This is a genomic window from Pseudomonas sp. EB271-G4-1 (genome assembly GCF_058791355.1).
In genome coordinates, this window is record NZ_JBYTEO010000011.1 from 72,021 (window position 1) to 94,156 (window position 22,136).

The window sequence follows — 22,136 nt, forward strand, 5'->3', positions numbered from 1 at the left end:
GTGGGAGGCACACCATGAAAAGATCCACGTTGATCCTCGCAGTCCTGATGACGTTAGGCTCCGCCAGCGCCTTTGCCGAAGGCGGCGCCGAACGCATGCGCTACTACTACGAGACGTTGCACTACAACCAGCAAGTGGCGCTGGGCAACATCACGCCAGGCCAGGCGAAGGAACTGCGAGTGCCGGACGATCAAACCGCGCAAATGACCGAGTCCTATAGGCCGAAATGATTGACCTCTGACTGTCTGTCTTTCTGTAGGAGCGAGCATGCTCGCGATGGTGGTCAACGATGACGCGGGGCACCAGATACCCCTCGTTGTCCTTGAGTCCATCGCGAGCATGCTCGCTCCTACACAGGGGGATTAAAGCGGCTTGATCCAGAACATCATGCGCCCGTGCGCCGGATCGAACTCTCCCGGGGCAAAGCCGAACTTGGTGTAGGACGCCTGCGCCGGCCCATTGCCTTCCAGCACCTCAAGGGTGATCTTGCAGCAGCCGCGCTGGCGAGCGATGTCCTCGACCTTGTGCAGCATCCGCTGGCTCAGACCCAAGCCGCGAAACTTCGGCACCACCGCCAAGTCGTGCACGTTGACTAACGGCCGGCAGGCAAACGTCGAAAACCCTTCAAAGCAATTGATCAACCCGGCCGGCTCGCCGCCCACGAAGGCCAGCACGCTGAACGCATGGGGGCGCTTGGCCAATTCAGCCGGCAGATGTTCCAGTACTGTGGCAGGCAGGGAGTGACCACCCCCCATTGGATCTTCGGCGTAACTGTTCAATACCAGGCAGATCGCCTCGGCATGTACCGGATTGGTATAGCTGGCTTGAAGCACAAGAATTTCTGCGGAATCCATTTCCATCCTCGATCACATAAAGTAGTACCGGTGCGTAATTGGCATCGGAGTGCGACCCTATCCTGAGCGTCATGTGTGTTGCAAGATCAAAAGGCCGCAGCCTTCGGCAGCGCCTGCAGAGGCTGCGATCTTTTGATTTCAATGCCCCCAGATCAACGCTTCGGTCCATCCCAGCTCGGCAAAATCCTCAGCCCGCAGGTGCGACTCGCCGGCACAGAAAAACTCGTCCAGCTGCGGCGGCTTCACCGAAGTCCCACTGAACATCGCGTGCACCTGCCCGCGATGATGAATCTGATGCTCGAAAAGATGCGACAGCAGGCGCAGGCGGCTGTCGTATTGCGGTGTATCCCGGGCAATGGTCACGATCTTGCCGAGGTCGACGTCGCGCATTTGTTCGCAGTAGGCGATCAATCGCCGGTCGACCTGCGCCTGTTCGCGCTTGAGGTCGACGGCCTGGGTAAACGGCTCGTCGTCCTTGAAGAACACGTAGCAATCAGGATGAGGGTCGTCACCGCGCAACTCGCGCTCAAGGGCATCCACGTAAAACCAGTCGCAGGTCAGGATGTGGTTGAGGGTTGCGATGATACTGGGAAAGAAGCTGACCCGGGGGGCCGCCAACGCCTCCTGGCTCAACTGACACCAGGCCTTGGCCAACCGGTGATTGGCCCAGGCATTCTGATAGGCCATGGTCAACAAATGGTGTGACAGAGGTTGATTCATGTTCACGCCTCCTGGAATTCACGCCTCGGCAAAACGTTGCAGCTGCATTTCCTGCAGGCGACTGAGGGTGCGGCGGAACGGAAATTCCAGGTAGCCCTCAGTGTAAAGCGCGTCCATGGGCACCTGGGCTTCGAGGTACAGCGGCACTTTACGGTCGTAACACTCGTCCACCAGCGCGATGAAACGCCGTACGCCATCATCGTGCACCGACAACTGCGGCAATTCCCGGTCGCCTGCCACCACGCGCTCGACCCCGTCCTCAGTGCCCCGGGCAATGCGCCCGGCGCGCTTTTGCGCGCTGAGGTTGGGCACGTCACCTAGAAGAATAGCGCTGAAGGTGTCGCACAGGGTCATGAAATCCATCGCGGCAAAGGGCTGCTCGCAGAGGTCGGCATAACGGCACCAAAGCACGCTCTGGCTGGCCTGAACCACTTCCAGCGAACGGTAGCCGACCTTGATCGGCGCGCTGGAAACCGCTTGGCCCAGGGTCAGTACCTTGAATACGTCTGCCAGTGCACTGGGCTGACCGGGCGCCGCCACCCAGTAACGTTGCAAGCCCTGCCCCGGATGCAGGCGATGGTCTTCGCCGCCGTCCACCGCGATCACTTGCATGTGCTGCTTGATCGCGGCGATGGCCGGCGTGAAGCGATCGCGGTTGAAACCGTCGGCGTACAACTGGTCCGGTGGCAGGTTGGAGGTGCAGACCACCACCACGCCCTGTTCAAACATCACCTGGAACAGGCGCCCGAGGATGATCGCGTCGCCGATGTCATTGACGAACAATTCGTCAAAGCACAGTACCCGCACTTCTTCGCTGAGTTCGCGGGCCAAGGCCTTCAATGGGTCGGCGGTACCGGTCAGCTGGAATGAACGCTGGTGCACCCAACCCATGAAATGGTGGAAATGCTGACGCCGGGCCGGCACCCGCAGGTTCTGGTAGAACTGGTCCATCAACCAGGTCTTGCCACGCCCGACCGGACCCCAGAGGTACACGCCCATCATCGGCCTGCGGCCTTCATGAAGCGCTTCATGGCACTTTTGCAGAGCCCAGACGGCATGTTCCTGAGCTTCGTCCTGGACGAAACCCTTCTGTTCGATCGCGTGCTGCCAGGCACTGAGGGGAGAGTCGACATTCATGCGCGGCAGTATGCCACCCGTCGACAGCGTCATCTGTGAAATCTCACGCCGTTTGTGTGCTTTTCGCTAAAGGAAAATACGCCTTGACGGAAAATATGATTGGCATCATATTTAATAGATGACACATAACATATAAATTATTCGAACGGTCCCTCAGGAGTCTCCCCCATGCATTACAAAGTTTTCGGCCGTAAAACCGGCTTGCGGGTTTCCGAACTGGCGTTGGGTGCCGGCAACTTTGGCACCGGCTGGGGTCATGGTGCCGAGCGCGAAGAAGCCAAGCGGATCTTTGATGGTTACCTCGCCGCGGGCGGTAATTTCATCGACACCGCCAACGGCTACCAAGCGGGCCAGTCGGAAGCCATGCTCAGCGAATTCATTGCAGTCGAACGCAACCATCTGGTCATCGCCAGTAAATACACGCTGGGCACGACGCCGGACGCCGGCATTTCCCACACCGGTAATAACCGCAAGAATATGGTTCGCGCCGTTGAAGAGAGCTTGAAGCGGCTGAAAACCGATCACCTGGACCTGTTCTGGGCACACATGAGCGACGGCGTGACGCCGATGGAAGAGATCCTGCGCGGTTTCGACGACCTGGTGCGCGCCGGCAAGATCCATTACGCCGGGCTGTCGAACTTTCCGGCGTGGCGCATCGCCCGCGCCGACCTGTTGGCCGAAGTGCGCGGTTTTGCGCCGATTGCTGCGATCCAGGTCGAGTACAGCCTGGCCGAACGCAGCGCCGAACGCGAACAACTGCCCATGGCTGAAGCCCTGGGCCTGGCCGCGACCCTGTGGTCACCGCTGGGAGGAGGTTTTCTCACCGGCAAATACCGCACTGGCGATGGCGACAACCGCGCCAGCAAACTGGGGATGTTGGTTCACGCCGAGAAAAGCGCCCGCGAGACCGCCCTGCTCGATACCCTGCTGGCCGTCGCCACGGAGCTGGGCGCGAGCCCCACCCACGTGGCCATTGCCTGGTTGCGCGAACAAGCCAGGCGCTCGACCACCACGCTGATTCCGATCCTGGGCTCGCGCACCCGTGAACAACTGGATGCAACCCTGGGGGCGTTGAACGTAGAACTGGACGAAGAGCATCTGGCGCGGCTCGACGGGGTCAGTGATGTGCCCAAGGGCGTGCCGCACGAATCCATAGCCGGGTCGTTCGCGCGGTTCAGCGGGGGTGTAACCCTGGATCTACCGAAAATTCCGGTGGCCTGACACCGCCCCCTGTAGGAGCGTGTGTTACAGATCGAGCTTATGTTTCGCCGCATACAGGCACAGCATCTCCATCGCCAGCGTCGCCGCCGCCAATGAAGTGATGTCCGCATTGTCGTAGGCCGGCGCCACCTCCACCACATCCATGCCCACCAGGTTGATCCCGCGCAAGCCGCCGAGGATTTCCAGCGCCTGCACGGTACTCAAGCCGCCACACACCGGGGTGCCGGTGCCCGGTGCGAACGCCGGGTCGAGACAATCGATGTCGAACGTCAGGTACACCGGGTTGTCGCCGACCCTTGCACGAATGGCCTCGACGATCGCATCGACGCCACGCCGGTGCACCTGCCGCGCGTCCAGCACCGCAAAGCCCTGGTGATCATCGTTGGTGGTGCGTAAACCGATCTGCACCGAACGTGACGGATCGACCAGTCCTTCCTTGGCCGCATGCCAGAACATGGTGCCGTGGTCGATGCGCTTGCCCTCTTCGTCCGGCCAGGTATCGCTGTGAGCGTCGAAGTGAATCAGCGACAGCGCACCATGCTTGCGCGCATGGGCCTTGAGCAGCGGATAGGTGATGAAATGGTCGCCGCCGAAGGTCAGCATGGCACTGCCCGCATCGAGGATGTGCTCGGCATGGGCTTCGATACGTTCGGGGGTCGACTGCGGCGAACCGTAGTCGAAGTCGCAGTCACCGAAGTCGACCACCGCCAGATGATCGAATGGGTCGAAGGTCCACGGCCAGTGGCGCTCCCAGGCGATCCCGGTGGACGCGGCACGGATTCCCCGGGGTCCGAAGCGGGCGCCGGGGCGGTTGCTGGTCGCGGTGTCGAACGGCACGCCGCTGACCGCGACGTCGACGCCGCGCAAGTCGCGGCTGTAGCGTCGACGCATGAAACTTGTGATGCCGGCATAGGTGCTTTCGGCGGCGGTTCCATAAAGGCTGTCACGGGTGATGGCCTGGTCGTTCTGCAGGGGGACGTCCATTGAAGGTTCCTTGTTATTGGCGGCTACGGAAAGTGGTCCACACGCGGGTACGCTGGCGCATGTCCTTGAGGTTCATGCTGCGGTCGGCGTACAGGCGCTGACGGATGTCGGCGGGTGGAAATATGTCCGGGTCGCTGCGCACCGCCTCGTCGACCAGCGGCGTCGCGGCCTGGTTGGCGGTGGCGAAGAACAGTGTGTTGGTAAGCGCGGCGACGGACTCGGGGCGCAACATGAATTCGATGAATTGGCGCGCGGCTTCCGGGTGTGGCGCATCCTTGGGGATCGCCAGGTTGTCCTGCCAAACCAGGGTGCCTTCCTTGGGAATCCGATAGGCGATTTCATAGGGCTTGTTGGCTTTGCGCGCCTGATCGGCAGCCATGCTGGCATCACCGTTGTAAGCCAGGGCCAGGCAGACGCTGCCGTTGGCCAGGTCGTTGATCTGCCGGCCGCTTGCGACATACAGCACCGAAGGCTGTAGTTGATGCAGCAGCGCTTGCGCCGCGTCGAGATCTTTCTTGTCGGTGCTGTAGGGGTCCTTGCCCAGGTAATGCAATGCCAGGCCGATCACTTCCTGCGGCGAGTCGATGATCGCAATGCCGCAGTCCTTGAGCTTGCTGGCGTACTCGGGTTTGAACAGCAGGTCCAGGCTGTTGAGCGGCACGTTCGGCAGGCGTTTGTGCAGCGCCTCGATATTCATCCCCCACCCCAGGGTGCCCCAAGTGTAAGGCACGCCGAATTGATTGCCGGGATCAACCGCAGCGAGTTTCTCCAGCAAGTCCGGATCAAGATTGGCGTAGCCCTTCAAGCCTTCGTGGGCGATGGCTTGCAACGCACCGGCCGCCAGGCCACGGGCCAGGACACTGGACGACGGCACCACCACGTCATAGCCACTGCCGCCGGTGAGCAATTTGGTTTCCAGCACTTCCGGCGCGTCAAACGTGTCGTAGCGCACGTGAATACCGGTTTCCTGTTCAAAGCGCTGCAGGGTTTCGGGCGCGACGTAATCGGCCCAACTGTACAGATTGACGACTTTGTCCTCGGCCTGAGCCGCGGTGGCCATGGCAAGGAACAGCGCGGGAACACACAGCTTGAATAGGCAATTCATGACCAACACCTGACCGGGGGAAGTGGATGCAGGATGCGTCGTCGATTACATTGGTAAAATATAAAGATTGTTAACCTGACATTATCCCGGAGTAATGTTTGATGCTCGGTCAACTGCATGACCTGGACCTTCAATTGCTGCGCCTGTTTGTCAGCGTGGTCGAGTGCGGTGGCTTCAGCGCAGCCCAGGGTGAACTGGGCCTGAGCCAGTCGAGCATCAGCCAGCAAATGGCCAGGCTGGAGACCCGTCTCGGCTATCGCTTGTGCAGCCGTGGCAAGGGTGGCTTTCGGATCACGCCCAAAGGCGAACAATTGCTTGGCGCGACGCGCAGCCTGTTCCAGTCCATCGAGGCGTTTCGTCACCAATCCAACGGCGTGGCCGGGCGCTTGATCGGCGAGGTGCGCCTGGGCTTGTCCGAAGCGCTCGACCAATCGGTGCTGCAGCGGGTGGCCGAAGCGATCCGGCGCTTTCGCGAGCGTGACGAATCGGTGCGCATCGAGTTGATGAGCGCCATGCCCGGCGACATGGAGCGCTTGCTGTTGCAGCAGCGGCTGGACCTGGCCATCGGCTATTTCTCGCAGATCCAGGGCGCGTTTGACTACCGCGAGCTGTTTACCGAAACCCAGCACCTGTATTGCGCCGTTGGCCATCCCTTGTTCACCGACGAGGCGCCGGATGACCAGGCGCTCCAGGCATGCGACCGGGTCGATCACCCCTACCGCTTCCTGCGCAGCGACGAACCCTTTCAAGGCAAGGTCTGCTCGGCGCGCTCCGAGCAGGTCGAAGGCACCCTCGCCTTTATCCTGTCTGGCAAGCATGTGGGATATCTGCCCAGTCATTTCGCCCGCAGCTGGGAGGGCAAGGGCTTGCTGCGTCCAGTACGTCGCGACGACTTGAGTTTCGAGGTGGCGTTTCACCTTGCTCGCCATCGCGCGCAGGTACCGGGGGATGCGCAGAAGGCGTTTGAAGAGGACCTGCTCGCGGCGTTTGCCTGAACACTCTGTGCCTTGGGTATGTATCCGTGGCGAGGGGATAAATCCCCTCGCCACAGATAAATCCACCCACCACAGATGAATGCCCTCACTACGGGATTGGGACAATCCCGAGTTTCTGTTTCAAAGTCTTTCTGGCATCCTGCGCCTCCATTTTCTGACCCGGCCCCGCCTCCCGGCACATAAACCACCATGACTTCCCCTGAAAAAACCCCGCGCCACAGTGACCTGCTCTACGGCCTCGACGACCGCCCGCACCTCACCGCCACGGTGTTCGCCGCGCTGCAGCACGTGCTCGCCAGCTTCGTCGGGATCATTACCCCGACACTGATCATGGGCAGTGCCCTGGGCTTGCAGAGCGAAATCCCCTACCTGATCAGCATGGCGCTGTTCGTCTCGGGCCTGGGCACTTTCGTCCAGGCGCGGCGCTTCGGTCCGGTGGGCTCGGGCCTGTTGTGCCTGCAAGGCACCAGTTTCTCGTTCATCAGCGTCATCCTCAGTGCCGGTTTCATGGTCAAGGCCCGAGGCGGCGGCACCGATGAAATCCTTTCGACGATCTTCGGCGTGTGCTTCTTCGCCGCCTTCATCGAAGTGGTGTTGAGCCAGTTCATCGGCAAGCTGCGGATGCTGATCACCCCGGTCGTGACCGGCACCATCATCACCCTGATGGGCCTGTCGTTGATCAAGGTCGCCATGACCGACATCGCTGGCGGCTTCGGCGCCCCCGACCTCGGCGCGGCCAGTCACCTGGGCCTGGCAGCCCTGGTGCTCGGCACCATCGTGATATTGAACCGGGTGGACGTGCCGTTCCTGCGCCTGGGTGCGATTGTCATCGGCCTGACCCTCGGCTACGCCGTCGCCTGGATGCTGGGCCACGTCGATTTCACCAGCTTGCCGGCCGTGCCGCTGATGAGCGTGCCGGTACCGTTCAAGTATGGCTTTGCCTTCGACTGGGTGGCGTTCGTCCCGGTGGCGGTAATTTTCCTGGTGTCGCCGCTGGAAGCGGCCGGTGACCTGACCGCCAACTCGATGATTTCCCGTCAACCGGTCAAAGGCCCGGTCTACATTCGCCGAATCAAATCCGGGCTGCTCGCCGACGGCCTCAACTCAGCCATGGCCGCGGTGTTCAACAGCATGCCGATGGTGACCTTCGCGCAGAACAACGGGGTGATCCAGCTGACCGGCGTGGCCAGCCGCTACGTGGCGTTTTTCATTGCCGGCCTGTTGGTGCTGCTGGGGCTGTTCCCGATGATCGGCGCCGTGCTGCAGCTAATGCCCAAGCCGGTGCTCGGCGGTGCTGAGCTGGTGATGTTCGGCACCGTCGCCGTGGCCGGGATCAAGATCCTCGCCGAAGCCGGTTTGCATCGACGCAACATGCTGATCGTGGCGATTTCCATCGGCATGGGCCTGGGTGTGGCGGCCGTGCCGGAAGTGTTGCGCGAGCTACCCAAGGCGCTGCATAACATCTTCGAATCGCCGATTACCGTCGGCGCGTTGTGCGCTATCGTGCTGAACATCTTCCTGCCCGAGGAATTCATCGAGCTGGAAGAAGACGATTTCGATCCGGAAGCCTCGATCCTCCAGGTCATGGAAAACCCGGAGGTGCCGGTCAAGTGTTGAACCTGACGCCGGGTTTGGCACGCTCATCCACGGTCAACTCGAACACGTCGGGGCGCGCGTAATGACCGACGACGTCATAGTCGTAACGCGCGCGGATCAGGTCGTCGGTGTCGATTTGGGCGGTGAGTAATCCGCGCCCTCCCCGCAGCGGCCCGGCGAGTATGTCCCCCATCGGCCCGACGATCACGCTGCCACCGGCAATCAACGGACGGTCCGCCGGCCAATGGGGGATCTCCACGCCCAGGGCCTGCGGTGAGTCCTGGACCTGACAGGCGCTGACCACGAAGCAACGCCCTTCATGGGCGATGTGGCGCATGCTCACCTGCCACATCTCCCGCTCGTCCACCGTGGGTGCGCACCACACCTCCACGCCTTTGGCGTACATCGCGGTGCGCAACAGCGGCATCATGTTTTCCCAGCACACCACCGCGCCGATCCGCCCTGCCTGGCTGTCGATCACCGGTAAGGTCGAGCCATCACCCTTGCCCCAGATCAGCCGTTCGGTGCCCGTGGGCATCAGCTTTCGGTGTTTGGCGACCAGTCCAGCCTGCGGATCGAAATACAGCGCGGTGCAGTACAAGGTGCTGCCAGCGCGCTCGATCACACCAATGACCAGATTGGCCCCGGTGCGCGCCGACAGCCCCGCCAGCGCTTCGGTTTCCGCGCCAGGCACATCGATGGCGTTGGCGAAATATCGGGCAAATGCTTCCCGGCCTTCCGGCAGTCGGTAACCCAGTTGCGTGCCGAACCCCTCGCCCTTCGGGTAACCACCCAGCAACGCTTCGGGCATGACCACCAACGCCGCACCGGCTTCAAGGATGGCATTTTCGTACGAGAGAATCTGCTCCAGGGTCTCGGCCTTGCCGCCGGGTAGAGCGCCGATTTGCAGTGCTGCAACGATTGACTTGGGCATTGCCGTAACTCCATTCGAATCGGGTGTTGCTCATTCTCAGGCGCTACCGGATCATGAATAAAGCCCTGTTCACTGCTGAATGATATGAACCTGATGAATATCGCCACCGTCGACCTCAACTTGCTCAAAGTTTTCGAAGCCTTGCACGAAGAGTCCAGCGCCAGCCGCGCGGCGTTGCGCCTGGGCGTCACGCAGTCGGCGGTAAGCGCGGCATTGCGCCGGCTGCGCGAGCTGTATGGCGATCAGTTGTTTGTGCGCACCGGCCGCGGCCTGGCGCCGACGCTCAAGGCTAATCAGTTGAAGCCGGTGGTCAGCGACGCGCTGAACAAATGCCGGCAAAGCCTGGCGATGGTTGACCCGGCGGCCCATCACTACGAAGGGCGCTCGGTCACAGTGGGCATGTCGGATGATTTCGAAATCGCCTACGGTCGCCGTTTGATCGAGGAAATCGCCCGTTGCGCGCCGAAACTGAGGCTGATCTTCCGCCAGACCCACAGTCAGATCGTCGCCCACGCCTTGATGGAGCGCAGCATCGATCTGGCAATCACGGCCGGTGGGTTTGCCGAGCGGTTGCTCAGTCGCCAGGTATTGGGTGAAGGCGATTACCTGTGCCTGGTCGACCCGATGAGTCTCGCCGCGGGACAGCAAACCATCGAGCTTGAAGAGTTCGTCACCCGTGAACATATCCTGGTGTCATCGGGTGGCTTTATCGGGATCACTGACGAAGGATTGGCCGCACTGGGCCTTAGCCGCCGGGTGTGCGCTTCGACCACGCATTTCGCCGCGTTGCCATATCTGCTCAAGGGCAGCCAGGCGGTGGCGACCATTCCGGCCCATGCCGCCCGAAGCATCGCCACGCTCAGCGGCCTGGCACTACTGCCCTGCCCCCTGGCGTTGCCGCGCTACCCGATCGAAATGGGTTGGCGCACCAGCACCCAGCTCGATCCCGTAGTCGTGAAGGTGCGTGAAGCGATTGCCGCCAGCTTCCTGTAGGAGCGAGCACGCTCGCGAAAAACGTCTGGACAGCGTGGTCTCCCAGAAAGCCCTCGTTATCGTTGACGTCCATCGCGAGCTTGCTCGCTCCTACAGTAGATCGGGTACAGCCGCGAGAAATTATTTGGCGGCCATCAGCCGATTGACTTCACTTCGCACCATGTTCGAGAACTCCGGTGGCGACATGCCATCCAGCTCGGCGCGCACCCACTCGGCCCATTTGCCCTTGCGCTTGGCGCGCTCACCGAACAGACGTGCGGCTTCGCCCTTGGCCTTGCCCAGGTTGTTTTGCCAGAGTTCGAACAGACGGGATTTCTCGTCTTCCAGCGCTGCGCGCTCGGCAAGGGGTTTGTCGGCCAGATTGAAACTCATGGGAAATTACCTGCTGCGTAAATAGGCTACATCTTACACTGTAGGAAGAAATGTCCTGCGCTGGATTTTTCAACAGGATGGCGTCCGCACGCAATGTCACTGCAACTTTTTCTATCGCGGCGGACTCCATTGTTCACTGTCCATTACCTGCAAGGAGTCACCCAATGGCCCGCAAAACCGCCGCACAAGCTGCCGAAGACCAGATCAAGGACCAGGCTTTCAGCGAACTTCAGTCGCTGATCGAAGAGTCGGAAAAACTGCTCAAGAGCAGTGCGTCACTGGTCGGTGAAGAAGCGGACACGCTTCGTGGACAAATCTCCCAGAAACTCCAACAGGCACGGGACTCCGTTACCAGCGTCCGCGCTCGGACCCTGCCGGCGGTCGAAGCCACACAAACCTACATAGGTGGGCACCCATGGCAGACCGTGGCCATTTCCGCAGGTTTTGGGTTGGTCGTGGGCTTGTTGTTGGGGCGACGGTAAGCACTACCGACAAACAACCTCAAAATGAAATGCATTCCTTGTGGGAGCGGGCTTGCTCGCTCCCACAAGTCCACATTTCAATATCTAGTCGCCAGCCAATTCCCGCAAATTCGCCAGCGTATCCGCATCGAGCTGGATGCCGCCCGCACTGGACTTGGCGCGCTGATGATGACGCCGATCACCCGGTAACCGCTTGAGCCCCACACCGTGCATCTGCCGCACCAACTCCTGGCTGCGCTCGGCAAAGCTCTGCCCGGCCGCCTTGGCCGGATCGATAACGATCAACAGTTGGCCGGTCCACGGAGTCTTGGCCCCCGGGTGGTTCTTCCAGTCGAACTCGAACGAGAAGTTGCCGCCGGTCAACGCCGCCGCCAAGAGCTCCACCATCATCGACAGCGCCGAACCTTTATGGCCACCAAACGGCAGCAACGCGCCTCCCTCCAGAATTGCCTGCGGGTCCTGGGTCGGCTGGCCAAGGCTGTCGACGCCCATGCCCTGCGGCAAACGTTCGCCCTTGCGCGCGGCGATCTGCACATCGCCATGGGCAATGGCGCTGGTAGCCAGGTCGAAGACAATTGGCTCACCGTCTGCCCGTGGGGCGGCGAAGGCAATCGGGTTGGTGCCGAACAGTGGGCGATCGGCGCCGTGTGGCACCACGCAGGTCATGCTGTTGACCACGCTCAACGCCACCAGCCCTTCATAGGCGAACGGCTCGACGTCCGGCCACAACGCCGCGAAGTGATGGGAGTTACGAATCGCCAACACCGCAATGCCGGCACTGCGAGCCTTTTCCACCAGCAAGGCGCGTGCGGCGGCGAGCGCCGGTTGGGCGAAACCATTGCCGGCATCCACCCGGACAAAACCCGAGGCCACGTCCTCGACCACAGGCACGGCCTGGCCATTGACCCAGCCGCTCTTGAGCGTGGACACATAACCGGGCATGCGGAACACGCCATGACTGTGGGCACCATCGCGCTCGGCACCGGCGCAGTTGAGGGCCAGTGTCCTGGCAACCTCGTTGGAGGTGCCGTGCCGAACGAAAATGCGTTCGAGCAACAGGACGAGAGAATCGAAATCCAGGGTTGAGTTGGCCGAACTGACTGCCATTTCAGGCGAAGCGGTCATCTGAAGCTCCAGTTTTATTGTTAGAGGCGGGCGACATGTCGATTAAGCGCTTTCTTACCGGCGTCCTGTCAAGTCTCTCGCGCAAGCAATATGTACCGCACCCAACCTGATCCCGCTCCCTATTGTCGCCCCTCGATTCAACGACCTGCGCCGAACAGTGTCGCAGTCCAACGAGGAAGCATCATGACAATACCTGCATTGCCGTATTTTTTTGACGAGGCTGAGCGCGCGTCCAGTGCCAGGCAACCCGGCGAGCGGGAAAATGCGCTGGGCTTTACCCTGGACGATCTGAGTTGGCTGAAGACGGTTTACCTGCCGACCCAGGCAGCCCGCAAAAGCCATGTAAAACCGATGCAGGTCTTCAATCTGCTGTTGTCTTTGACCGACAAGGCCGACATCCCGTTGGCCGGCAGCTTTGCCATGAGCCGACCCGGCAATGGCGAGGTCACGCTCTACACACCGTGGAAAGGCTTGATCAAATTCGCGGACATGATCGACCTCAAAAGCAAACTTGAAGAGTGGTTGGCGCAGGCCACTGGACAACGTGAACTGTTGCGTTTCCTCTCCATCGAACAACGCATGGCCGCCGTCGCAGCACGCGATATTTCCACCCGCGAAATCGACGGTGCCGTGTTTGAAGATCAGGAACTCACGCTCAAGCAACAGCAGGAACACAACCTGAAGGCGATGATCGACGAATTGGTCAAGATGCCCACCTTGCAATCAATGCTGGACGACACCCTCAAGCACTCGCTGTACAAGTCGTTCCCCAAACTCGACCAGCGCCTGACGCAGCTGAAAAGCTTTGTCGGTACAGGTTCTGCGTTTGATGACGGCAAATCGACTCATACGGTTGCCTCGATGCCATTGAGCAGCGCGCTGCTGGTTTTTTACCTGACGAACCAGTGGCCAAGGGGCGACTCCCGGGTGTTTGCACACCCCGAGCACGTCATCAGCAGCGATGCCGACAACCAGGCCTGGGAAAGCGCAATAAAAGAAATCGCGCAGAGTCTCACCCCGCACCTGCACAGCCTGCTTGCGACGTTCTGGAACACGCCCATGGCCAATGGCTTGTCGCGACAGGCTTTTTTTGCCGAGAGCTTGCGTGACACTTTTCACGCGAGACTGTTACACCAGCGTCAACAGGGCACTTTGACCACAGAGCAATACCTGCGACTGATGAATGTCAGCCTCGCCCCCGCCTCGACTGACCCTCTTCGCATAGAAAAAGTACGGGTCACCGCCCCCTTCAAACATTTCGCGGAGCTTGCCTCGACCTAGATGATTGGCGGCGCCAACTCGTTGGGTTTCCTGTACAGCCCGTCCCGAGGCATCGAGGCCTCAATCGACCTGCCGGCGGTGAAAAAAATCGTCCTGCAGATGCTCGAAAGCGAGGGGCATGAAGACACGTTGCTCAATTTCATGTCATTGGACGAACGCAGCACCTTTCTGGGTCTGCAACCGAACGAACGGCTGATCATCGGTGAGCCCATCGTCGGCTCGGTGTTTACTCGCTTGATGCATGACATCGTGGATAAACAACGGCAAAACCTCAGCCATGCGTTGAGCCGTTACCGTGAAAGCGAAGGCATGCTGGACCCTCACGCCTTGCTCGACAACGCCCTGGACGTCCGGGGATTGATCGATCACCACTTGCTGCTGGCTGAAGCCCAGGGACGCTGGAGCACACGGCCGGACCGCGGCATTAACGCGCGACCGGCCACCGTGCGCGCCGAGTCGGCTAAACAGGAGCTGTCGCTGCTGAATTCGGTCGAACAGGCGCTCGATCAACTTCTTGAAAAACACCCGGCCATTCCCACGGCGACCCGCACGTTCACCGATGCGCGAAACCTGGTCAACCTGTCGCTGGCGAGTTTGCAATCGAGTTTTACCCATACCCTGTCAACGGCCCTGCGCAGTGAACTGAAGCTACGCACCGTCTCGCGCACCCTGGGTGCGTCAGAACGGGCGATCATCAAAACCGTGCTCGATACGCCCATACACTCGCAGCGAGCAGCATTGAACGGCTTTTTACCGGAAGTCTTTGCCTTGGCGTTGAAGGCTGGCACCACTGCAACCCCGCTGAAACTGGCCAGCTGTTTTGTCTTGACTGAACGCGGTGGCCTGGATCCGGTGCACTCGGGCAAAGCCATTCTGTGGACGCCAGCACTGGGATTCGAAGCCTTCAAGGCACTGACGCCGCTAAAGGACGAGCTCGAACGACGCCTGGAAAACGAAAATCATCGTTTTATGCTCCTGGAAAACCTCGGCCGCAGCGAGCGGTCGCCGGGCAAAGTCTACACGCTGGCGCCGCTGCAACGGATTCATGGGCATTTCCTCGACCATGTGCAAAAGCCCTTTGTTGATCTGGACCAAGCCTTCGTCACCCGTGCACTGACCACCCCACTCTCCCCCGCGCCGCTGGCCAACCTGTTGAATCTGGTAGCCCTGCGTGAGCCGATGACCGGCCTCGGTCGCGCGACTGACATCGCCCAGTCCCTGACCACCCAGCAAAAACTGCCGGCCTGGCTGGCCAAGGCGTCGATCAATGAGCTGATCCTGCATGGCGAACTGCTTGAGCAATACCTGAAAAACGTAAAGGACGACCAGGATTACCTCACCGGCATCCGCTCATTGCAGCGCACTGCCCACCATGAACTGGAAAAACAACTCAAGGCAGACAACTTCAACATCGACCCCGACAAGGTCCAGGTCGAGATCAGCGCGAGTGCCAGGACTGCGTCCAGCAGCCAGACCCTGACCGATTTTGCGTTGGCTCACCTCAAGGACCTGGACACCGTCCACCTCAAACTGACGTCCCTGGACACCACGGCCATTGCGCAAGGCTTCGACGAACGCTACATCAAAGACCTGATACGCAATCTGAAACCGGGTGAGCATCAGCGGAAAATACTCAGCGCAGCCCTCGCCGATACAGAGGCAAACAGGGTTCGCCGGCAGCGTTTCTACACGCAACTGCCCTGGCAACTGATGCACCACGCCCATGAAGAAAAACTGCAGGAGCGCTTGAGCGAAACCGGTTTTGACCTTGTCCGCCAAGTCATGGACATGCCGGACGCCATCGCCCGAGCCGCCGTCGAAGGTGCCCACGCCATCATTCGGCCTTTGGAGTTCCTCGGTGTCAGGAGCGGCCAAACCGTAAAGGTGCCAGGCATCTACCTGATCGGTTCATCGGCAGACAGCACAGCGCCGCAGGTGCTGTTGGCCCCTCACAGCCCTCGGCACGGGATGAAGGAATACGCAAGCGAAGCCCAGTTGTTGGCCGAACTGAAGACTCGCGGCCCACTGCTCGATTGGATACTCATGAACCTGGAGAACCCCGAGCGGATCTTGCTGGAGACGCGGATGGCAACGTCCAGCAACCGGGCGACAAGAGCCGCGCCGGTGGCCTCGGGCAATACCAGAGCCGAAGTCACGCTGGCATCCAACCCCATCAAGGGGCACCTGTTCGGTCAATTGTTCCATGACAATGCCGCGTTGTTGGGCCGATTGCTCGGTTGTCAGTCCGATGACAGGAAGCAGGGTGAATGGGCAACCATCAAGCACGTTCTGGGTGAAGACCTGCACGAGGCTTACTCGTTTTTCATGGGCAAGCTGGCCTACCCTGTCACGGTGTACTCCAGCTACCGTGACATCAAGCAATCCGCCGAAGACCTGCAAACGCATAAATGGACGGCGGCCATCAAGGCGTTCATCAGCGGCATTGCTCAACTCGCTTCGTTGCGCCAATCGCTGGACATTCCCGCACCGTCGACTTCCAGGCCGACCGTTGCGCTGCAAGTAAAACCTGAAGCCGTCTGCAAATGGCAAGATATCAAGGTTACCGCCCCCGAGCGCACTGGCCTCAAGCGCCATGAAAGCCTGCACGTCGACCTGGCTTCGCTCAAGCCCGACTCAACACCCGGGCTCTACGCGCACCCGACGACCCGGCAACTTTACGCGCCGGTGGAAGGCAAGGTATTTTCGGTGGCCAAACGCGACACCCGCTGGCGCATCGCCGACACACAGGCGCTCGGCCCTTATCTACGGCAAAACGAAGCGAAACAATGGGTGCTCGACCGGGCTGCACCCACACCGCAATTTGGCCTCATCCGCCGATTGGATGCACTGGCAGCGGCCTGGGACGGCATGAACATCGACGCCCATGGAATGGCGCAAATACGACGTCTTTTCCCGCTCAAGGCCCGGCAAATCGACGAAGCGCTGGACCTGGCAACGAGTTATGCCTGGAACAGTGTTCAAAACCTGCAGTTGCTGAAGAACGCCCACGACACGACCACCCCCGTGCACCAACTCATCAAGCGTTTCCTCGACGTGCCAGAAGTACTGCCCGCACATGTGGAAAAGCTGGAAGAAGTCGTGGGCGACATGTTCGCCGCCTTGTTGGACCCTTCCCTCAGAAAGGCCAAGTCCGATCGTTTTGTCGTCGGCAGGGTAATCGAAGGCGCCGAGAATACATTCGGTTTTGTCGTCCCGAAGGACATAAAAAAGAAAATCTATCTGGGAGAAAAGTTCTTTGACACCGGTTACGAGCACTACCGCCAACACCTTACCGACAAGACCTTCCCGATCAGTACGCATGCACGGGCGACGACTCTCCTGCATGAACTTTCACACATCGTTTGTCAGTCCGAGGACATTTCCTACATGGACCCTGGTAGACCTTTTGCCGATCTGATCGGCACTGCCAGCGGGACCGCCAGCCAGCTTAAACATGCGCTGACCAGTGTTCAGGACACCGCGTTGTCGATCAAGACACCCTACACACAACTGTTCATGACCCAGGATCCCGACACCGGCGAATGGGAAGACCCGGGAAGTACTACTTTGGAAGATACCGGTCGGGTAAAAGCGCATATTCTGGCGTTGACGGGCGCGCAAAACCTGAGCGGTGCCCGTGAGATCTTCAAAAAAAACTCACTGACTCGCCTGGCGGTACAACTTGGCAATGCTGACAGCGTGGCTTGGTTAATCAGTCAACTCGGGCGGGAGCTACACACCCACGCGCCTTGATTCAGAAAATAAACCGTCGTTTGATGGGTAAATGCCATGACGGCTGTTTTCGCAAGCTGCCCTCAAGGTTAGAATGCGGGAAATCAGGATGAGTCAATGACCGACACCCCTCTCTCGCAAGCCCAGTTTGACGCCATCACCGAAGCCGCCGCGCATTGGTGCATGCGCCTGCATGAACCTGACTGCACCGTTGAAGAGCGGCAGGCATTCGAGCAGTGGCTGGATGTTCATCCACTGCATCTGGTCGAGTACGAGGCCATGCTGGAAATCTGGGAAGTTGCAGGCGATCTTCCGCGACCAGACTCCAGCATTGCGCCAATGGTGCGCCGCACCCGGACGTCCTGGCGCACTGTCGGCATGGCGGCGGCGGTTTGTGCATTGGCGTTGCCTTTGGCGGCGTACAGCGGATGGAACCTGGGGTGGCTGCCCAATTCGTATCAACACTTCGAGGCGACCGACAGTGTGCGTCAGGTCACCTTGAACGACGGCAGCCAGGTCGAACTGAACCTGGGCAGCGAGTTGACCTACAGCAATTACAAGGATCGACGCCAGGTCACCCTGGGAAAAGGCGAAGCGTTCTTCAGCGTCAGCCACGACACGTCGCACCCATTCGTCGTCAAGGCGTCCGAAGGCCGAATCCGGGTCACCGGGACAAAATTCAACGTCTGGATGTATGAAGACCAGGTGAAGGTAAACCTGGTCGAAGGCTCGGTACTGGTCAGCAGCAACGATGACCTGTCGGGGGATGGCTTGAGGCTCGGCCCTTCGATGCAAGCGAGCTATCGCCACGGCGACCACGTTCCGCGGATCAGCCAGACCTACGACAACGACAACTCGCTGGCCTGGCGCAACGGCAAACTGGTGCTCGACGACCTGGCGCTCAGCGATGCCCTGCCATTGATCAACCGCTACCTTGAAAACCCCTTGATGGTCGCCGACAACAGCACCGGCGCGATCCGCATCGGCGGCATCTACAACATCAAGGAGCTTGATACCCTGGTGACGTCCCTGCCCAAGGTGCTGCCGGTCTACCTGACCCGCAACAAGGACGGCAACCCGGTCCTCAACTCCATTCCGCAGCAAGCCCCGAAAAGCTGAAGGCCGCAGCCCTCGCGGCTGCGGCCTTCACGCTTCGATCAATCCGTCTTCAGCTTACTGGGTGACCACCCTGGCGTCCTGTTCACGGATGGTCTGGGCCTGATAGTCCGGGTCCGCCAGGATCTGTTGCTCGGTGAACGGCAACACACTGAGCTGCTTCTTCGAAAAAGCCAGCGTCTGGTCCCGCGAGTATTTCGAGGCTGGATCGCTCGACAGCGAAAATGCCAGCAGCCCCTTGGCCTGCGGGCCCTTTTCATCGAACGTCACCACTTGCAGGTAGCTGGTGCCGCTGACCACTTCGCGTTTGCCGTCGGTCCTGGGCACGCTCTGGATGGCGTTGTAGACGCCCAACGTACCCGGCCCGCCATGGATCGGCGTTTGCTCCCCACCGCTGCTGACCACTTGGACATCGCCCCAGCGGGCATCTTTCCTGAGCCCTGACGCCTGGACCTGCTCTACCGATGCCAGCATCGCTTGGCGCAACGCCTGCGCCACCTGTGGACGATCAACCGCCACGCCTCTCGGCGTGTGTTGCGGGTCCAGCGGATCGAACGCCACGCGCCAGGCATCGGGCACCTGATCCAGCGCCTCCATGACATTCTGGAAATGCACGAAGCCCATGCCGCTGTCGAGGTTGGCCTTGCGATCCCAGGCCTTGAGGCTGGCACACAGCGGCGCCAGCGCCTGCGCATCGGCCCCCAGGTCGGCCGCGCAGAATTGCAACAGGTCCGGCATCACTTGCGCCGCCTGATACACCTGGTCATCCAGCACCATCTGTTGCAGATCCGCCGCCGCGATCGGCCCGGACTGGGCCAGTGAACCCAAGCGATCCAGGGCGAACCGCGCGCGCAGCCCCAAGGGTTGGCCGTCCTGGCTGATCAATGGCGAGAACCCGGTGAGCGGCTGCGCCGGGTTGGCCAGCCAAGCCGAATCATTGGAATGCTGCACGAAGTCCTTGCGCAGCAATTGCGGCAATTGGCTTGCGGCATAAATGCCTTTTTGTGCGGCGTGCGGGTCGATGTCCCAGGCGCAGGCGCTGTTTGAACCGTCGAGGATGATCATCTGCAAGCCGATTCGTGGATCACTGCACTGCGCGAGTTTTTCGTTGCTCACGTTCGGCACCACCGACAGGTTCATGTACAGCGTCTGGCCCTGATCGTCCGCCGCCAGGGTGTTGACCCACGGGATGCCCTGGATTTCATGGACCGAAGCCTGGAACTCCTTGAGGCTGCCGGCACGGTTCATGGCGTACCACTGCTGCAACACCCGGTCATTGTCCAGGTTGGCATCGCGCAAGCTATAGGCGAATTGATTATCCCAATCCAGCTTGCCCGGCCATTGCACAATCGGGCCAAATTGCGAGCTGTACACCACGTGGGACACCGCTTTGACCGTGCCATCCGGCTGTTTGAGGTCAACCGTCAGCGTCTGTTTGTGCATTGGCAGGGATTGGCCATCGAGCAGGTAACGGGTCGGATCCTTGGGATCGAGCTGCAGTCGATACAGCGTGAAGTGTTTGGACGAATCCACCGTGTGGGTCCAGGCCAGGTGCTGGTTGAAGCCGATATTGATCAACGGCAATCCAGGCAATGCGGCGCCCATGACGTCCAGTTTGCCAGGGATGGTCAGGTGCATCTGGTAGAAACGCATCCCGCCGACCCACGGAAAATGCGGGTTGGCCAGCAACATGCCGCGTCCGTTGAAGGAACGCTCGCTGCCCACCGCCACCGCGTTGCTGCCGCGATCGAGGGCAAAGCGCTGCAAGCGTAAAGCGGCCACCTGGAAAGAAGCCTGCTCATGGCCAGTTGCGGCGACCGCGGCCGGCGGCGTCGCACCCGCCAGGGCTTCGGCGAACTGCCCGACGCCGCCCTCGACCAGCAAGCGCCGGGTCAGCTTGACCAGATCCATCGCGGTGATGTCCCGCACCCAATCGCCCTGGCACTGCGGCGGCAGGCCCCGCGCCCGACGCTCGTCCAGGGAACGGTTGTAACCGGCCACATAACCTTCCATCAGCTGCCGCACTTCGAGGGGTTGCGCCTGCCAGAAAGCATCGACCGCCTGCGGGGTGTTCAACCAGGTGAAAAACAGATCGCTGACGCGGTTTTCACGCCCTTCGACGGTGGACGGGTCCGGACCGAAGAACCGTGAACGTTGACCGTTCACCGTGGCGATCTCGTTGGCCAGCAAACACAGGTTATCCTGAGCGTAGGCATAGCCGATGCCGTAACCGAGCCCCCGCTCGTTTTCGGCTCGAATATGCGGCACACCGAAACTGGTGCGGCGGATATCGGCACTCGCCTGCCCAGGCAGGTTGTGTGCGTTCGCCGCAAGGCTCAGCCCGAGAAATACACCCGCCAGGCTTATCCTGGCTAACTGGCTGGAAATAATCACACTCGCTCCTGATCGAAAAACGATGGTCACAGTTCTGCGTACAGACTGCGCATCCTGTTAGGGACGAAGCAAACGACGAAAATTTAGGAGACTGGATGGCGGTCGCGGACCGCATTTCAACGCCACCTTACACAGTGGTCACATCATGACGACGAAATTTCTACATTTAAGTCTTCATGATTTGGGTCGCTCATGCGTCTGTAAGGCAAGAGCGCCCAATTTTTCCCGATCAGGCTCTGAAAAGGAGTTTTTGCAATGTACAACTCGCAACTGCCAACGGACGGTAGCAAAGCGCCAAAGGGCACTTCCATTGGGGTCGGTGTTTTCGACCAGCGTACCGAGCGCCACGGCAACGAGCGCATCCGCATCCTGCTCAAGAGCTTTGGCCTGCGAACCAGTCTGATTCGCCTGAAAGTCATCGACGCCTTGCTGTCGGCCGCCGAGAACGACCGCAGCCTGGGCGTGCGCGGCGTGCACACGCAGTTGCTGGAACTGGATATTCCCTTATCGTTCCTGAGTGTGCGCGAAGTGTTGAAACGCCTGTGCAGCGAAGGCGTGATTGTCCTCAATGCGGACAAGAGCTACAGCCTCCACCCACGCGCCGTCGCCCTGCTGCACCACGACTGATCGAGCCAGGCCCGGCGCGTCGCTTAGGGCTTGACCTTGCGGCGCATCATGCCGTTGACGACCACCACGACCACCGCCACGCCAATGGCGATGTACTGGAACAGTTTTTCACTGATGACACCGGTGTTCTGCAAATACGAAAGGCCAAACATGATTCCCAATACCACGAGGGAGATCAGAATCGAGTATTTCAAACGTTGCGATTGAGTCATTGGTAATTCCTGAAGCTGAAAATATGTATCCGCTGTGTATCCATCAAACGGGGGCTTATGTTACAGCCGATGAAGATTTTTAGCTTTATCGCGGCGAAGGCGGCCTGACAGCCGCCCCATGTGTGATCGTACCCATGCTCTGCGTGGGAGTTCCTCCAGGGACGCTCGGCGTTCCGCTGACGACGCATGACGTGAGCCGTGTGCAACGGGTGCGGCCGCCAACCTGACAAACTTGTCATCTTCCCCTCATCCGCCT

18 protein-coding genes and 1 pseudogene are annotated in these 22,136 nt (G+C 60.2%); 9 read left to right on the top strand and 10 right to left on the bottom strand.

The genetic code is table 11. The annotated features are described in order from the left end of the window. Window positions 1-14 precede the first annotated feature (14 nt). Window positions 15-230 carry a hypothetical protein gene (locus tag AC3WWR_RS08070; protein ID WP_020797165.1) on the top strand — a complete coding sequence of 72 codons (216 nt, stop codon included), beginning with the start codon at window positions 15-17 and terminating at the stop codon, window positions 228-230. A 132-nt stretch (window positions 231-362) separates the two neighbouring features. Here AC3WWR_RS08070 and AC3WWR_RS08075 read toward each other — a convergent pair whose 3' ends face one another. From AC3WWR_RS08075 to zapE, 3 genes are all read right to left on the bottom strand, one after another. Beyond that, the gene (locus AC3WWR_RS08075) at window positions 363-854 is read right to left on the bottom strand and encodes a GNAT family N-acetyltransferase (RefSeq protein WP_492598631.1); all 492 of its coding nucleotides are present in this window, start codon (window positions 852-854) and stop codon (window positions 363-365) included. A 138-nt stretch (window positions 855-992) separates the two neighbouring features. Further along, window positions 993-1,574 carry a DinB family protein gene (locus AC3WWR_RS08080; RefSeq protein WP_033042461.1) on the bottom strand — a complete coding sequence of 194 codons (582 nt, stop codon included), beginning with the start codon at window positions 1,572-1,574 and terminating at the stop codon, window positions 993-995. Window positions 1,575-1,592: 18 nt separating this feature from the next. Next, window positions 1,593-2,711: a cell division protein ZapE gene (gene zapE, locus AC3WWR_RS08085; protein ID WP_033042471.1), complete on the bottom strand. Its 1,119-nt coding sequence runs from the start codon at window positions 2,709-2,711 to the stop codon at window positions 1,593-1,595. 168 nt (window positions 2,712-2,879) lie between these two features. Between zapE and AC3WWR_RS08090 the strand changes: the two genes are divergently transcribed. Further along, the gene (locus AC3WWR_RS08090) at window positions 2,880-3,932 is read left to right on the top strand and encodes an aldo/keto reductase (protein ID WP_168758225.1); all 1,053 of its coding nucleotides are present in this window, start codon (window positions 2,880-2,882) and stop codon (window positions 3,930-3,932) included. A gap of 24 nt (window positions 3,933-3,956) precedes the next feature. On the opposite strand, the gene speB is transcribed toward AC3WWR_RS08090, so the two are convergent. Then, the gene (gene speB, locus AC3WWR_RS08095) at window positions 3,957-4,916 is read right to left on the bottom strand and encodes an agmatinase (RefSeq protein WP_083349175.1); all 960 of its coding nucleotides are present in this window, start codon (window positions 4,914-4,916) and stop codon (window positions 3,957-3,959) included. Between the two features lie 13 nt (window positions 4,917-4,929). Next, the gene (locus tag AC3WWR_RS08100; RefSeq protein ID WP_492598632.1) at window positions 4,930-6,021 is read right to left on the bottom strand and encodes a polyamine ABC transporter substrate-binding protein; all 1,092 of its coding nucleotides are present in this window, start codon (window positions 6,019-6,021) and stop codon (window positions 4,930-4,932) included. Between the two features lie 101 nt (window positions 6,022-6,122). On the opposite strand from AC3WWR_RS08100, the gene AC3WWR_RS08105 reads away from it, so the two are divergent. Together AC3WWR_RS08105 and AC3WWR_RS08110 are read left to right on the top strand one after the other, a co-directional pair. Continuing rightward, window positions 6,123-7,016: a LysR family transcriptional regulator gene (locus AC3WWR_RS08105; protein ID WP_492598633.1), complete on the top strand. Its 894-nt coding sequence runs from the start codon at window positions 6,123-6,125 to the stop codon at window positions 7,014-7,016. Window positions 7,017-7,205: 189 nt separating this feature from the next. After that, window positions 7,206-8,633 (top strand): nucleobase:cation symporter-2 family protein, encoded by a 1,428-nt coding sequence (locus AC3WWR_RS08110; RefSeq protein ID WP_020797175.1) that lies wholly within the window; start codon window positions 7,206-7,208, stop codon window positions 8,631-8,633. Here the strand turns inward: AC3WWR_RS08110 and AC3WWR_RS08115 are convergent. Next, entirely contained in the window at window positions 8,623-9,546 is a 924-nt protein-coding gene (locus AC3WWR_RS08115; RefSeq protein ID WP_179055670.1) for a carbon-nitrogen hydrolase family protein, read from the bottom strand. The genes AC3WWR_RS08110 and AC3WWR_RS08115 overlap by 11 nt on opposite strands. A gap of 84 nt (window positions 9,547-9,630) precedes the next feature. Here AC3WWR_RS08115 and AC3WWR_RS08120 point away from each other — a divergent pair, with 84 nt between their 5' ends. Next, window positions 9,631-10,539 carry a LysR family transcriptional regulator gene (locus AC3WWR_RS08120; protein WP_083349179.1) on the top strand — a complete coding sequence of 303 codons (909 nt, stop codon included), beginning with the start codon at window positions 9,631-9,633 and terminating at the stop codon, window positions 10,537-10,539. Between the two features lie 120 nt (window positions 10,540-10,659). Here AC3WWR_RS08120 and AC3WWR_RS08125 read toward each other — a convergent pair whose 3' ends face one another. Further along, window positions 10,660-10,911, bottom strand: a complete 252-nt coding sequence (locus AC3WWR_RS08125) for a hypothetical protein (RefSeq protein WP_008061409.1) — start codon at window positions 10,909-10,911, stop codon at window positions 10,660-10,662. 164 nt (window positions 10,912-11,075) lie between these two features. Here AC3WWR_RS08125 and AC3WWR_RS08130 point away from each other — a divergent pair, with 164 nt between their 5' ends. Further along, on the top strand, window positions 11,076-11,393 hold the full coding sequence (locus AC3WWR_RS08130; protein WP_020797178.1) for an ElaB/YgaM/YqjD family protein: 318 nt from the start codon (window positions 11,076-11,078) through the stop codon (window positions 11,391-11,393). An 84-nt stretch (window positions 11,394-11,477) separates the two neighbouring features. Here AC3WWR_RS08130 and AC3WWR_RS08135 read toward each other — a convergent pair whose 3' ends face one another. Beyond that, window positions 11,478-12,518 (bottom strand): Ldh family oxidoreductase, encoded by a 1,041-nt coding sequence (locus AC3WWR_RS08135; RefSeq protein ID WP_020797179.1) that lies wholly within the window; start codon window positions 12,516-12,518, stop codon window positions 11,478-11,480. Window positions 12,519-12,701: 183 nt separating this feature from the next. Between AC3WWR_RS08135 and AC3WWR_RS08140 the strand changes: the two are divergent. Both AC3WWR_RS08140 and AC3WWR_RS08145 read left to right on the top strand, forming a co-directional pair. Next, a pseudogene (locus tag AC3WWR_RS08140) lies at window positions 12,702-17,552 on the top strand (dermonecrotic toxin domain-containing protein). Between the two features lie 96 nt (window positions 17,553-17,648). Then, complete coding sequence (locus AC3WWR_RS08145; RefSeq protein ID WP_020797181.1) at window positions 17,649-18,650, top strand: FecR family protein; 1,002 nt, start codon at window positions 17,649-17,651, stop codon at window positions 18,648-18,650. Between the two features lie 54 nt (window positions 18,651-18,704). On the opposite strand, the gene pvdQ is transcribed toward AC3WWR_RS08145, so the two are convergent. Continuing rightward, the gene (pvdQ, locus tag AC3WWR_RS08150) at window positions 18,705-21,041 is read right to left on the bottom strand and encodes a bifunctional acylase PvdQ (RefSeq protein WP_020797182.1); all 2,337 of its coding nucleotides are present in this window, start codon (window positions 21,039-21,041) and stop codon (window positions 18,705-18,707) included. A 255-nt stretch (window positions 21,042-21,296) separates the two neighbouring features. On the opposite strand from pvdQ, the gene AC3WWR_RS08155 reads away from it, so the two are divergent. Further along, the gene (locus AC3WWR_RS08155; RefSeq protein ID WP_020797183.1) at window positions 21,297-21,668 is read left to right on the top strand and encodes a hypothetical protein; all 372 of its coding nucleotides are present in this window, start codon (window positions 21,297-21,299) and stop codon (window positions 21,666-21,668) included. Between the two features lie 23 nt (window positions 21,669-21,691). Here the strand turns inward: AC3WWR_RS08155 and AC3WWR_RS08160 are convergent, their stop codons facing one another. Continuing rightward, window positions 21,692-21,880: a hypothetical protein gene (locus AC3WWR_RS08160; RefSeq protein WP_020797184.1), complete on the bottom strand. Its 189-nt coding sequence runs from the start codon at window positions 21,878-21,880 to the stop codon at window positions 21,692-21,694. Window positions 21,881-22,136 lie beyond the last annotated feature (256 nt).

Bases quoted from the DNA above. Each gene is read 5' to 3' on its own strand.
- AC3WWR_RS08070 (WP_020797165.1), top strand. From the start codon at position 15: ATGAAAAGATCCACGTTGATCCTCGCAGTCCTGATGACGTTAGGCTCC.
- AC3WWR_RS08075 (WP_492598631.1), bottom strand. From the start codon at position 854: ATGGATTCCGCAGAAATTCTTGTGCTTCAAGCCAGCTATACCAATCCG.
- AC3WWR_RS08080 (WP_033042461.1), bottom strand. From the start codon at position 1,574: ATGAATCAACCTCTGTCACACCATTTGTTGACCATGGCCTATCAGAAT.
- zapE (WP_033042471.1), bottom strand. From the start codon at position 2,711: ATGAATGTCGACTCTCCCCTCAGTGCCTGGCAGCACGCGATCGAACAG.
- AC3WWR_RS08090 (WP_168758225.1), top strand. From the start codon at position 2,880: ATGCATTACAAAGTTTTCGGCCGTAAAACCGGCTTGCGGGTTTCCGAA.
- speB (WP_083349175.1), bottom strand. From the start codon at position 4,916: ATGGACGTCCCCCTGCAGAACGACCAGGCCATCACCCGTGACAGCCTT.
- AC3WWR_RS08100 (WP_492598632.1), bottom strand. From the start codon at position 6,021: ATGAATTGCCTATTCAAGCTGTGTGTTCCCGCGCTGTTCCTTGCCATG.
- AC3WWR_RS08105 (WP_492598633.1), top strand. From the start codon at position 6,123: ATGCTCGGTCAACTGCATGACCTGGACCTTCAATTGCTGCGCCTGTTT.
- AC3WWR_RS08110 (WP_020797175.1), top strand. From the start codon at position 7,206: ATGACTTCCCCTGAAAAAACCCCGCGCCACAGTGACCTGCTCTACGGC.
- AC3WWR_RS08115 (WP_179055670.1), bottom strand. From the start codon at position 9,546: ATGCCCAAGTCAATCGTTGCAGCACTGCAAATCGGCGCTCTACCCGGC.
- AC3WWR_RS08120 (WP_083349179.1), top strand. From the start codon at position 9,631: ATGAACCTGATGAATATCGCCACCGTCGACCTCAACTTGCTCAAAGTT.
- AC3WWR_RS08125 (WP_008061409.1), bottom strand. From the start codon at position 10,911: ATGAGTTTCAATCTGGCCGACAAACCCCTTGCCGAGCGCGCAGCGCTG.
- AC3WWR_RS08130 (WP_020797178.1), top strand. From the start codon at position 11,076: ATGGCCCGCAAAACCGCCGCACAAGCTGCCGAAGACCAGATCAAGGAC.
- AC3WWR_RS08135 (WP_020797179.1), bottom strand. From the start codon at position 12,518: ATGACCGCTTCGCCTGAAATGGCAGTCAGTTCGGCCAACTCAACCCTG.
- AC3WWR_RS08145 (WP_020797181.1), top strand. From the start codon at position 17,649: ATGACCGACACCCCTCTCTCGCAAGCCCAGTTTGACGCCATCACCGAA.
- AC3WWR_RS08155 (WP_020797183.1), top strand. From the start codon at position 21,297: ATGTACAACTCGCAACTGCCAACGGACGGTAGCAAAGCGCCAAAGGGC.
- AC3WWR_RS08160 (WP_020797184.1), bottom strand. From the start codon at position 21,880: ATGACTCAATCGCAACGTTTGAAATACTCGATTCTGATCTCCCTCGTG.